This is a genomic window from Microcoleus sp. Pol10D4, assembly GCF_036701555.1.
Taxonomy (GTDB): Bacteria; Cyanobacteriota; Cyanobacteriia; order Cyanobacteriales; family Microcoleaceae; genus Microcoleus.
Genome location: NZ_JAUBRA010000015.1, coordinates 1 through 14,122 on the forward strand (window position 1 = coordinate 1; position 14,122 = coordinate 14,122).

Annotated in this window: 5 protein-coding genes; all 5 read left to right on the forward strand. The window is 42.8% G+C overall.

Translation table 11 applies throughout. From position 1 onward, the window contains the following. Positions 1-486 precede the first annotated feature (486 nt). The 5 genes from QUA36_RS10515 to QUA36_RS10535 all read left to right on the forward strand — a co-directional run bounded on the left by QUA36_RS10515 (position 487) and on the right by QUA36_RS10535 (position 14,079). Entirely contained in the window at positions 487-630 is a 144-nt protein-coding gene (locus tag QUA36_RS10515; RefSeq protein ID WP_333457267.1) for a hypothetical protein, read from the forward strand. A 66-nt stretch (positions 631-696) separates the two neighbouring features. Further along, entirely contained in the window at positions 697-6,828 is a 6,132-nt protein-coding gene (locus tag QUA36_RS10520) for an AAA family ATPase (protein WP_333457269.1), read from the forward strand. Beyond that, the gene (locus QUA36_RS10525) at positions 6,809-7,072 is read left to right on the forward strand and encodes a hypothetical protein (RefSeq protein WP_333165775.1); all 264 of its coding nucleotides are present in this window, start codon (positions 6,809-6,811) and stop codon (positions 7,070-7,072) included. Before QUA36_RS10520 ends, QUA36_RS10525 begins: the two co-directional genes overlap by 20 nt. Before the next feature lie 137 nt (positions 7,073-7,209). Next, a complete protein-coding gene (locus QUA36_RS10530; RefSeq protein WP_333457271.1) occupies positions 7,210-12,978 on the forward strand; it encodes an AAA family ATPase in 5,769 nt (1,922 codons plus the stop codon). A 468-nt stretch (positions 12,979-13,446) separates the two neighbouring features. Next, a complete protein-coding gene (locus QUA36_RS10535) occupies positions 13,447-14,079 on the forward strand; it encodes an alpha-ketoglutarate-dependent dioxygenase AlkB (RefSeq protein ID WP_333457272.1) in 633 nt (210 codons plus the stop codon). Positions 14,080-14,122 lie beyond the last annotated feature (43 nt).

The window sequence follows — 14,122 nt, forward strand, 5'->3', positions numbered from 1 at the left end:
ACGAATAAACTACACTAAAATTTAGTCGGATTTAACTGTAGCATATTTTGCGTTAAAGTTAAGATGCGTTTACCCTGGTTGTGCTTGTACCACCGCTGTACTGACAATAGTGGCTGCGCTCGCTAGCATTGCAGCACCATGTATAGAAAAGAAGGCTAGTTTCATTAGCTTTGAGCTGGCAGAGCACGTATCGGACAATTATAACTTTAAGGTATTGGCTGCTCAGTGCGGTCAACTGCGACACTGACTTAGCGATTAAGAACCTCGTCACCATCAGGGCGGTTGCTATACCTGAAACCCATATTCTGCACCCTCAACTGTCACGATCGGTTTTTACTTATTTTTAGCCAGCAATAAAGCTATGATTTATAGTTTTATACCGTACATTGACTGACAAAAAACGTTTTAAAGCCATAATTAATTACTTTAAAAATAGAGTTTTCTACGTAATTATGCTGTGTGACAGCCCCGGCTGCGTAATGTGGAGTGAAAATCAAAGCAAAAGTGCGATCGACTGTTGAGACACCCTACAAATTAGGCGATCGCGATCGGGGCTACCACAAAGTATTTGCAGGCTGCTACCGGAAAAACTCAACATTTGTTACAAAAACAAAATTTTTTCCTTTCTAACGCGCTATGCTCTAGACAAAGCTGGTGCCTTTTGACTTAGCTTTAATTTTTACCATAAAAACCAATATGCTCTCTATTCCAGGCGTTGCTGTCCAGACGCTGCTTTACGAAAGTGTCAACTCTCTGGTTTACCGGGCAATTCGGGAAGCAGATAAAGGGCCGATTATCCTCAAACTTCTCAAAGAAAGCTACCCGACACCTCAAGAATTGGTGCGCTACCGCACCGAATACCGCATCACCCAAGAGCTGAAAGAGGCGGGAGTCATACAAGTTTATGACTTGCAAAAATACCAAAACAGCCTCGTGATGTTTGTGGAGGACTTTGGCGGCGAATCCTTGACAATTTGGATGCAGCAGCCCTCCTTTACTCTGGAGGAATTTTTACAAATTGCGATCGGCACCACGGAAGCATTAGGGCAAATTCACAGCGCCAACATCATCCACAAAGATATTAACCCCTCGAATATTGTTTACAACCCGGAAACGGGACAATTAAAAATTATTGACTTTGGCATTTCCACTCAGCTAACCAGAGAAACACCGATACTGAAAAACCCCGGTATTCTTGAAGGAACCCTCGCTTACATCTCGCCGGAACAAACTGGTAGGATGAATCGCTCTATCGATTACCGTACTGACTTTTACTCCCTCGGCGTTACCTTCTACGAATTGCTGACAGGAAAATTGCCTTTTGAGACAGAAGATGCTTTAGAGCTAGTTCACTGCCATATTGCCAGACAACCAGTTCCTCCGCACGAAATCGAGACAGAAATTCCCGTAATTGTGTCTCAAATTCTCAGTAAATTGATGGCTAAAAATGCGGAAAACCGCTATCAAACAGCAGGAGGGATAAAGCACGATCTAGAAATGTGTCTGGTTCAATTACAAGCAACGGGTAACATTGAGCATTTTGCCTTGGGAACGCGGGATATTACCGACCGTTTTTTAATTCCCGAAAAGCTTTACGGCAGAAAAACAGAAGTTTCTAGTCTATTAGCAGCCTTTGAACGAGTCAGTACAGGTAGCGCCGAAATGATGTTGGTAGCTGGCTTATCGGGAATTGGTAAAACCGCTGTCGTGAACGAAGTCCACAAGCCGATCGCCAGACAGCGGGGCTATTTTATCAAAGGCAAATACGATCAATTCCAGCGCAATATTCCTTTCAGTGCATTCGTGCAAGCATTTCGGGAATTGATGGGGCAATTATTATCAGAAAGTGATGCTCAGTTACAAACATGGAAAACCAAGATTTTGACAGCATTGGGCGATAGCGGGCAAGTGCTGATTGAGGTGATTCCTGAGTTAGAACGCATCATTGGCGCTCAAAGTCCTGCACTAGAACTGTCGGGGAGTGCCGCCCAAAATCGGTTTAATTTGCTGATGCAAAAGTTTGTGCAAGTATTTACTACTGCCGAGCATCCCTTAGTGATGTTTTTGGACGATTTGCAGTGGGCGGATTCGGCATCTTTGAAGTTATTACAACTGTTGATGGAGGATAGAGGGCATCTGTTAGTATTGGGTGCTTATCGAGATAATGAGGTGTCACCTGTTCATCCGTTTATGTTGACGATCGATGAGATTGTGAAGTCTGGGGCAGCAGTGAATACGATTACCCTGCAACCGTTGAGTTTAGCATATCTAAATCAGTTGGTAGCAGATACGCTGATTTGTGATTTATCTTTTGCTCAACCATTGACTGAATTGGTTTATGAAAAAACTAAAGGTAATCCATTTTTCTCTACTCAATTCCTCAAGGCGTTGCATGAAGATGGGCTGATTATTTTTGACCACCCTCAATCCCTTCTTAGTAAGGGGGGCAGTCAAGGGGGGTGGCAGTGCGATATTGCTCAAGTTAGACTTACCCACGCCTCGGATGTGGTGGAGTTTATGGCGGTGCAATTGCAGAAGTTGCCGAAAGAAACTCAGGATGTTCTAAAACTGGCGGCTTGCATTGGGGCGCAATTTGATTTAGATACATTGGCAATAGTCAACGAAGAATTACCCGAACAAACGGCATCAGCGCTGTGGAAGGCCTTGCAAGAAGGACTCATTTTAGTGATTGCAGAAGGCTATAACTTCATTCAAGCAGGTGCTCGATCCCCGAATCAGTCTGTTGCTAATCCAACTTATAAGTTCCTGCACGATCGCGTCCAGCAAGCAGCTTATTCATTGATTCCCGAAAACGAAAAACAAGCCACTCATCTCAAAATAGGACAGTTACTCCTACACAAATATTCGGACATAGAAAGAGAAGAAAAACTCTTTGATATTGTGGGGCATTTGAATCAAGGAATTGAGTTAATCAATCAATCAAGCGAACGAGAAGCCTTAGCAAAACTTAACTTAGAAGCCGGAGGTAAAGCCAGAAGTTCTACAGCCTACGCTGCGGCAAATATCTATCTACAAACGGGAATTGACCTACTGACATCTCAATGCTGGCAAAGTCAGTATGAATTGACATTAAATCTGTATGTGGCTGTTGCCGAAACAGCCTATTTGAATGCTGACATTGAGGCTATGGAACAGATGGCAGCGCAGGTTTTACAAAAAGCTAAGACGATTTTAGACAAAATTAAAATTTACGAAATTCAAATTGCCGCTCATACAGGCCAGAGCAATGTGTTAGAAGCGATCGCCGTGGGTAGAAAGGCACTAAAACTATTAGGGGTTGAACTCCCGATTGAACCTAACGAAGCCTTGATTAGTAAAGCGCTACAAACCCTTGCGGGCCAACTTCAGGACAGACAGATTGAGGAACTCGTTGACCTACCTTTGATGACAAATTCCCAGACTCAAGCAGCCATGCAACTGTTAAGAAAGTTACCGGGATCGGTTTTCATTGGAATGCCGGGTTTACTGCCCCTGCTTAGCTCCACTATGGTGAGTTTATCGCTACAATTTGGGAATGCACCCGCATCAAGCGTGGGGTATGCAATTCATGGGGTGGTATTGTGTAGTTTTTTGGGAGAGGTAGAAACAGGCTATGCCTTTGGGCAATTGGCACTCTCATTGGTGGATCGGTTCAATGCACGGGAATTCAAGTCTATAATTCTGATTTTTTTTGGAGGTTTTATACAGCATCGCCAAGAAGCTCTCTTGGCAGCGATACCAACGCTGAAAGATGGCTATACTGCGGGCATGGAAACTGGCGATTTTCTATACGCTGGCTACAACATCAGTATTTACTTTAATACCCACTTTTTTGGTGGGGTAGAACTAGACTCTTGGGAACCCGAACTAGCAGGTTACAGTGCTGCCTTGGATCAGGTGAAGCAATATTCAGGTCGGGTTTATTTGGATATGACTCAGCAGAAAGTGCAGAACTTGAGGGAAACCCGTATCCGGCCGGATTTATTAATAGGCTCTGCCTACGATGAAACGGTGATGATTCCCAAGTACCTGCAGAATAATGAACTCTCTGGGCTCGCCACTGCCTATATCTGCAAACTACTGCTTGCTTACTTGTTCGGGAATTACACCGCTGCCCTAGATTACATCGCCCAAGCCAAGGAGTATTTAATAGGAGCATCGGGACTGTTACATCTTCCCATTTTCCATTTCTATGCAGCCCTGACGCACCTGGCACTTTTTCCCACCCGCCCAGCAATTGAGCAAGCTCAAATTATTGCTGAGGTGGAAATTCATCAAACTACGCTGAAACAGTGGGCGCAAAATGCTCCCATGAATCATCTGCATAAATGGTATTTGGTTGAGGCAGAAAAACATCGCGTTTTGGGCAATAAAGCTGAGGCGATTGAAATGTACGATCGCGCCATTTCTGGAGCCAAAGAAAATAAATTCCTCAACGAAGAAGCATTAGCTAATGAACTAGCAGCCAAATTCTACCTAGAATGGGATAAAGAAAAATTTGCCCAACTCTACATGATTGAGGCGTATTATTGTTATATCCAATGGGGAGCCACTGCTAAGGTCAAAGATTTAGAAACGCGATATCCCCAGTTATTAAAACCTATTCAAGCGGGAAGAAAAAACACTAAAACTACCGCAACCGGAACGACCACGGCTTTGGTTAACAACTTAGATATCAGCACAGTAATGAAAGCTTCTCAGGCGATTTCCGGCGAAATCTTACTAGATAACCTACTGTCCAGCTTGATAAAAATTTTGATGGAAAGTGCAGGGGCGCAAAGAGGATATCTGATTTTGTCCAGCCAGGAAAAGCTGTTAATTGAAGCTGAAGGGACAATAAATTCCCAACAAGTCACCGTGTTGCAGTCAATCCCAGTTGAAGATTGTCAGGAACTTTCCTCCGCAATTGTCAATTATGTGTCCCGCACTCAAGAAAGCGTGGTACTGGATGAGGCTTTCCGAGAGGGACAATTTACCAACGACCCTTACATCCAAAAAAATCAGCCCAAATCAATTTTATGCGTGCCGCTGATTAACCAAGCTCAAATCGTCAGTATTGTTTACCTAGAAAACAATCTGACAGCCGGAGCTTTTACGCCAGAAAGAGTGGAACTCTTAAAAGTGTTATCGGGACAAGCAGCTATCTCGATTCAAAATTCTCAACTCTATACAGAAGTCCGCGAAAATGAAATGAGGCTGACTCAATTCCTAGAAGCGATGCCAGTAGGGATAGTTGTACTCAAACCCAGTGGTACACCTTACTACGTTAATCAGAAGGGGCAGCAGCTTCTGGGAAAAGGAGTTGCGCCTGATGCCACGTCCGAGCAATTCGCAGAGGTTTATCAACTATATACTGCGGACACTTCCAATCCGTATCCTACTGAAAAAATGCCTGGAGTGCGGGCATTAAATGGTGAAATTACCACAGTTAATGATATGGAAATCTACCATACTGACAAGGTTGTACCCATCGAAGTTTGGGGAACGCCTATCTATGATAATCAGAGCAATATTGCCTACGGCATAGCAGCATTTCAAGATATCACAGAGCGCAAAAAAGCCGAAACAGAGCAGATACGGTTCACCAATGAACTTTTTAAACTCAACAAAGCTTACGAGCGCTTCGTCCCCAATCAGTTCCTCCATTTTTTAGAGAAACCAAGCATTGTCGATGTCGAATTGGGCGACCAAGTGCAGTTAGAAATGTCGGTGCTATTTTCCGACATTCGCGACTTTACTACGCTTTCGGAAAGTATGACTCCGGAGGACAACTTTCAGTTTATTAATGCTTATTTATCTCGGATGGAATCAGCAATTATTGAAAATCATGGCTTTATTGATAAATATATTGGGGATGCGATTATGGCGCTATTTAGCGGTAATGCTGATAATGCAATAAACGCCAGTATTGCCATGCTGCATCAACTTCAAGTATACAATCAAGAGCGGGTTAATTCTGGTTATGCCCCGATTAAGATTGGCATTGGCATTAATACTGGGAATTTAATGTTAGGCACGGTGGGCGGGCAAAACCGCATGGATACGACGGTAATTAGTGATGCGGTGAATTTAGCTTCTCGTGTGGAAGGATTAACAAAAAATTATGGTGTTGCTTTACTCATTACACAACAGACGTTTAACAAATTAGATAATCCTAGCAACTATGCTATTCGCATGATCGCTGAAATTAGTGTTAAGGGAAAAGTAGACTTATCTACAATTTATGAAGTTTTTGAGGCAGATATTCCTGAAACAAAGCAAGGTAAATTAGCAACAAAAGATTTATTTAATCAAGCTTTGATCTTATATCGGCAACAGAAATTTATCGAAGCCACAGCATTATTTTCTCAATGTTTAGAACTCTGCCCTTCGGATCAAGTTGCCCAAATTTATTTGGACTGGTGCGAACAAAAAACTATCCGTTTAAACATCGAGCTATTAGAGAGAACTTTAGCATTAATCAAGCCTAAATCTGATGAATTCGTAAGTAATTTTTATGAAATACTTTTTGATAGTTCTTCTCAGATTAAGAATCTTTTCATGAATACAAAAATGGCACAGCAAAAAGAAAAGCTTTGGCAAAGCTTAGAAATAATTATTGAAAATTTACGGAAACCTAAGTTAATTAATGTTTTTGCTAAAGGATTAGGTGCAACTCATGCCAAATATGGCGTTTCAGTAGAACATTTTCCTGTTGTGGCCAATGCACTCATTCAATCCCTGAAAGCGCAGATGGGTTTAGAGTGGACACCTGAAACTGAAAAAGCTTGGGTAGAGGCTTATACAATTATTCAGTCAGCTATGATTGATGGAATGGCAGTTATGTGACCTTGATGAGGTGTTTGATGCTGACCCGCCAAAAATCAAAGAGGGCAAGTTAGCTACGCTGGAATTGTTTGCAGAAGCCTTGGCAATTTACTCGGAAGGGAAGTTGGCTGAAGCGGCGCGGCTGTTTTCCGAGTGTTGGCAGCAGAATATGGGCGATGCCGTCGCTAAAATTTATTGGGAACGCTGTCAGTCTACTTTAAGAAATCGCACAAAAATCAAAGACCGGCCACACAATTTAGATTAATCATAAAAGTCCAAAGCTCGATCGCTACATTAAAAACTAAACATTTGTTACAAAAAAAATTACCTTTCTAACGTGCTATTCTATACACAAAGCTGGTGCCTTTTGACTTAGCGTTAATTTTTACCATAAAAATCAATATGCTCTCTATTCCAGGCGTTGCTGTCCAGACGCTGCTTTACGAAAGTGTCAACTCTCTGGTTTACCGAGCCATTCGGGAAGCAGATAAAGGGCCGATTATCCTCAAACTTCTCAAAGAAAACTACCCCACACCTCAAGAATTGGTGCGCTACCGCACCGAATACCGCATCACCCAAGAGTTGAAAGAGGCGGGAGTTGTGCAAGTCTATGACTTGCAAAAATACCAAAACAGCCTCGTGATGTTTGTCGAGGACTTTGGCGGGGAATCCTTGACAATTTGGATGCAGCAGCGAAAGTTTACTCTGGAGGAATTTTTACAAATTGCGATCGCCACAACTGAAATTTTAGGGCAAATTCACAGCACCAACATCATCCACAAAGATATTAACCCCTCGAATATTGTTTACAACCCCGAAACGAAACAATTAAAAATTATCGACTTTGGTATTTCTACTCAGTTAACGCGAGAAACGCCAACCCTGAAAAACCCCGGCGTTCTGGAAGGAACCCTTGCTTATATCTCGCCAGAACAAACTGGCAGGATGAATCGCACTCTCGATTACCGTACTGACTTTTACTCCCTCGGCGTCACCTTCTACGAATTGCTGATAGGAAAATTGCCTTTTGAGACAAAAGATGCTTTAGAGATAGTTCACTGCCATATTGCCAGACAACCAGTTCCTCCGCACGAAATCGAGCCAGAAATTCCCCTAATTGTCTCGCAAATTGTCAGTAAATTGATGGCGAAAAATGCCGAAAACCGCTATCAAACTGCCTTGGGGATAAAGCATGATTTAGAAATGTGTCTGCTTCAATTACAACAAACGGACAGCATAGAAGAATTTGACTTGGGAAGGCGAGATATTACAGACCGTTTCCTGATTCCCGAAAAACTCTACGGCAGAGAAAGTGAAGTTTATAAACTATTAGCGTCGTTTGAACGAGTCAGTACAGGTAGCGCCGAAATGATGCTGGTAGCTGGGTTTTCAGGGATTGGTAAAACCGCAGTAGTAAATGAAGTCCACAAGCCGATCGCCAGACAGCGTGGCTATTTTATCAAAGGCAAATACGACCAATTCCAGCGCAATATTCCTTTCTCAGCATTTGTGCAAGCATTTCGGGAATTGATGGGACAATTATTATCAGAAAGTGACGCTCAGTTACACAGATGGAAAACCCTGATTCTCACCGCATTAGGCGAGAGTGGGCAAGTTTTGATTGACGTAATTCCTGAATTAGAACACATCATTGGCGCTCAAAATCCTGCACTAGAATTGTCGGGGAGTGCTGCCCAAAATCGCTTCAATCTGCTGATGCAAAAGTTTGTGCAAGTATTTACTAATGCCGAACATCCATTAGTGATATTTTTGGACGATTTGCAGTGGGCGGATTCGGCATCTTTGAAATTTCTACAACTGTTGATGGAGGATAGAGGGCATCTGTTAGTATTGGGTGCTTATCGAGATAATGAGGTGTCCGCTACTCATCCATTTATGCTGACGGTGGATGAGATTGTTAAGTCTGGCGCAGTGGTGAACACTATGACGCTGCAACCGTTGAGTTTAGCAGATATTAATCAGTTGGTAGCAGATACGCTGATTTGTAATTTATCCTTTGCCGGGCCCTTGACAGAATTGGTTTATCAAAAAACCAAAGGAAATCCCTTTTTCTCGACTCAATTCCTCAAGGCGTTGCATGAAGATGGTCAAATTATTTTTAACCCTCCTCAATCCCCCCTTAGTAAGGGGGGCCGTCAAGGGGGGTGGCAGTGCGATATTGCTCAAGTTAGACTTACCCACGCCTCGGATGTGGTGGAGTTTATGGCGGTGCAATTGCAGAAGTTGCCTGCCATTACTCAGGAGGTTCTAAAACTTGCCGCCTGCATTGGGGCGCAGTTTGATTTAGATACATTGGCAATAGTCAACGAAGAATTACCGGAACAAACGGCATCAGCACTATGGAAAGCCTTGCAAGAAGGACTCATTTTACCCATTACAGAAGGCTATAAATGCTTCATTAAAACACAGGATCTATCCCCTACTGAGTCTATCGCTAATCCCACTTATAAGTTTCTGCACGATCGCGTCCAGCAAGCGGCTTATTCCTTGATTTCTGACAACCAAAAACAAGCTACTCATCTGAAAATCGGACAGTTACTTGTCCAAAATTATTCGGATATAGAAATAGAAGAAAAACTCTTTGATATTGTGGGGCATTTGAATCAAGGAATTGAGTTAATCAATCAATTAAGCGAACGAGAAGCTTTAGCCAAACTCAACTTAGAAGCGGGAGGTAAGGCAAGAAGTTCTACCGCCTACGCAGCCGCAATGCTCTATCTGCAAACAGGGATTGAGCTACTGAGGGCCAACTGCTGGCAAAGTCAGTATGAGTTGACCCTGAATCTCTATATTGCGGCTGCCGAAGCCGCCTATTTGAATGCTGACCTTGAAGGTATGGAACAGATGGCAGCACAGGTGTTGCAAGAAGCTAAGACGATTTTAGATAAAGTTAAAATTTACGAAATTCAAATCGTCGCCCGGACATCCCAAAACAAGATGTTAGAAGCGATCGCAGTCGGCAGAAATGCACTCTTGCAACTGGGGGTTGAATTCCCAACTGAACCTGACGAAGCTTTGATTAGTAAAGCGCTACAAACCCTGAAGCGTCAACTAAGCGGCAGACAAATTGAGGAACTGGTTGACCTGCCTGTGATGACCCATCTTCAGACTCAGGCAGCAATGCAATTATTAGGAATCTTGCTTACACCCATTTTCCAGGGAATGCCCGGTTTGGTACCCCTGCTTAGCTCCACGATGGTTAGTTTATCGCTCTCCTTTGGGAATGCACCTGTATCGACGGTGGGGTATGCGATGCACGGGATGGTGTTATGTGCTTTTTTACAAGAGGTGGAAACCGGCTATGGCTTTGGGCAATTGGCACTCTCATTGCTCGATCGGTTCAATGTGCCCGAATTCAAGTCTATAATTCTGTTTTTGTTTGGTGGCTGGATTCAGCATCGCCAAGAAGCTCTCTTGGCAACGATACCGACGCTGAAAGATGCTTATACGGCTGGCATGGAAACAGGCGACTTTGTAGACGCTGGCTACAACATAGGTCATTACTTTAATAACAAATTTTTCAGTGGGAGCGAACTGGATATTTGGGAACCTGAAATCGTCGGTTACAGGGCTGTCTTGGCTCAGGTGAAGCAATATCCGGCTCAGGATTTTTTGGGTATAATCCAGCAGATGGTGTGGAATTTGAGGGAAACCCCTATTCTGTCGGGTTGTTTAATAGGAACTGCCTACGATGAAACGGTGATGATTCCTAAGCACCATCAGGACAATAACCTCACGGCGCTCGCTAATGCCTACATTTACAAACTGTTGCTTGCTTACTCATGCGGTAATTACACCGCTGCTCTTGACTACCTTGCCCAAGGCAAACAGTATTTAATAGCAGTATCGGGATTAGCTTTTGTTGCCATTTTCCATTTCTATGCAGCCCTGACGCACCTGGCACTTTTTCCCACCCGCCCAGAATTTGAGCCAGCTCAAATTCTTGCTGAGGTAGAAATTCATCAAACTACGCTGAAACAGTGGGCGCAAAACGCTCCGATGAATTATCTGCATAAATGGTATTTAGTTGAGGCAGAACGGCAACGGGTGTTGGGCAATAAATCTGAGGCGATTGAAATGTACGATCGCGCCATTTCTGGAGCCAAAGAAAATAAATTCCTCAACGAAGAAGCACTAGCTAACGAACTCGCAGCCAAATTCTACTGGGAATGGAGCAAAGAAAAACTTGCTCAAACCTACATGATTGAGGCATATTATTGTTATGTCCAATGGGGAGCCACTGCTAAGGTAACGGATTTAGAAACGCGATATCCGCAGTTATTGGCGCCAATCCAACCGGGAATAAAAACAACTACAACTACGGCTTCAGTGACGACCAAGGGTTCTGGTTCTAACTTAGATATCACCACAGTAATGAAAGCTTCTCAGGCCATTTCTGGCGAAATTATGCTGGATAAATTACTGTCTAAATTGATGAAAATTTTGATAGAAAGTGCAGGAGCGCAAAGAGGCTATTTAATTTTATCAAACCAGGGAGAGCTATTAATTCAAGCTGAAGGCACAATAAATTCCCAACAAGTCACCGTGTTGCAGTCAATCTCAGTTGAAAATTGTCAGGAACTTTCCTCCGCAATTATCAATTATGTGGCTCGCACTCAAGAAAGCGTGGTACTCGATGATGCTGTCCGAGAGGGACAATTTACCAACGACCCCTACATCCAAAAGCATCAGCCCAAATCAATTTTATGCGTGCCGCTGATTAACCAATCTCAAACCGTCAGTATTGTTTATCTAGAAAACAATCTGACAGCCGGAGCTTTTACGCCAGAAAGAGTGGAACTCTTAAAAGTGTTATCGGGACAAGCAGCTATCTCGATTCAAAATTCTCAACTCTATACAGAAGTACGCGAAAGTGAGAACAGACTGACTCAATTTTTAGAAGCAATTCCAGTAGGCGTGACAGTTCTGGATGCTTCTGGCAAACCTTACTATATTAATCGCGCTGCTATTCAATTATTGGGTAAAGGAGTTATTCCTGAAGCCTCCAGCGAGCAAATTACCGAGGTTTATCAACTCTATCAAGCTGGAACACAGCAGGAATATCCCTCTGCACAATTGCCCACTACGCGGGCGTTGAGTGGCGAAAGTGCCACTGTAGATGATATGGAAATCCACCAAGGCAACAAGATTATTCCGATCGAGGCTTGGGGTACTCCCATCTATGATGAAAAAGACAATATTTCTTATGCAATTGTAGCCTTTCAAGATATCACGGAGCGTAAAAAAGCCGAAACAGAGCGAATAAGGTTTACCAATGAATTGTTCCAACTTAACAAAGCTTATGAGCGCTTCGTCCCCAGTCAATTCCTCCATTTTCTAAATAAATCAAGTATTATTGATGTGGAATTGGGCGACCAAGTGCAGTTGGAAATGTCGGTATTGTTTTCCGACATTCGCGATTTCACCACGCTTTCGGAAAGTATGACACCGGAGGATAATTTTAAATTTATCAATTCCTATCTTTCTCGCATGGAACCAGTTATTAATGAAAATAACGGGTTTATTGATAAATATATTGGCGATGCGATTATGGCGCTGTTTAGTGGCGAGGCAGATAATGCGGTGAAAGCGGGAATTGCCATGCTGCAGGCCCTCGTTGGATATAATCAACACCGCGCTAATTCTGGCTATGACCCGATTCAGATTGGGATTGGAATTAATACTGGAACTTTGATGCTGGGAACGGTGGGAGGACAAAATCGTATGGAGGGTACAGTAATTTCCGATGCGGTGAATTTAGCTTCTCGCGTGGAAAGTTTGACGAAAAATTATGGGGTGTCGCTGTTAATCACCCAGGAAACTTACTCGCGCTTAGAAAATCCATCTCAGTACGCAATCCGCACCCTCGATACGGTAAAAGTTAAGGGAAAATCTGAATTAGTAACAGTTTATGAGGTCTTTGATGCTGATCCGCCAGAAATTAAAGAGGGCAAGTTAGCTACGCTGCAATTGTTTGCCGAAGCTTTGGAAATTTACTCGGAAGGGAAGTTAGCTAAAGCGGGGCGGCTGTTTGCCGAGTGTTCGCGTCAGAATCAGGGCGATGCCGTCGCTAAAATTTACTGGCAACGCTGTCAGTCTACTTTAAGAAATCGCACAAAAATCAAAGACAGGCCACACAATTTAGATTAATCATAAAAGTCCAAAGCTCGATCGCTACATTGTTGGAAGGGGAGATCATTTTCATTTGACGGGGTGACAACCCCATCAACCTCGGAGCGCTATAATCTATGTTACATTCCTGTGATAGGTGAGAATATTCTCTTCGCAGGTCTTCTAGTGTCTAGTGCGGCATTAATTACCTGATCCTTTTCAGCTTCATCTCCTGGAATTAGGACATAAGCTTCATCAAGAACAAATTTAATTATTTGAAAGCAATTCATAATACATAGCTAATTGACACCAGTCACATCTTAAATCACGATTCATGATTTGGTTGGTGAACCCATAAAAATTTATGTGTGTTACAAAAAGTAATTGTCTTAGTCTTGTTAAAATGCTAAAATTAGCTTTACATGATTAATGGTAAAGCTGGGCAGTGATTGTGTCAACAACTGTATATTTATAAATTTCAGTAAAACGTAATTAGCGAGCAGATTTATGTATACTCAACTTTCATTGTGGGAAGAGCCAAAAGCAGAAAGCCCGAAGCATGGTCAGCAATTATCTCTGCCTGATGCCGAAGTAATCATGTACCGCGACTTCTTCAATAACAATGAGAGCAACCAGATATTTGCGGAATTGTACGGCACTATTAATTGGAAGCAAGAGGTGGCTCTGCTTTTTGGCAAGCAAGTCGCTATACCGCGACTTAGCGCATGGTACGGAGATGCAGGTAAATCTTACACTTACTCCAAAATAAAAATGGAGCCTAATCTATGGACACCTACACTCATAACAATCAAATCTAAAATAGAAGCAATAGCAGGTACATTGTTTAACAGCGTATTGATTAATCTATATCGCGACGGCAAAGATAGTGTAGCTTGGCACAGTGATGATGAATCAGAACTTGGTGAAAACCCAGCGATCGGTTCTGTAAGTTTTGGGGCTACTCGTCGTTTTATGCTCAGGCACAAATACCAAAAAGAAATGAAATTAGAAATTCAATTAACTCCTGGAAGCTTCCTGCTGATGAAAGGAGTAACCCAGCATTTTTGGCAACACCAAATCCCAAAAGCAGCCAAAGTTACTGAGCCAAGAATCAACCTGACTTTCAGGAAAGTAAGCTAACTGAATTAATGGTAATTTGCCTAGCGTTGCTCGGCTTTTACTT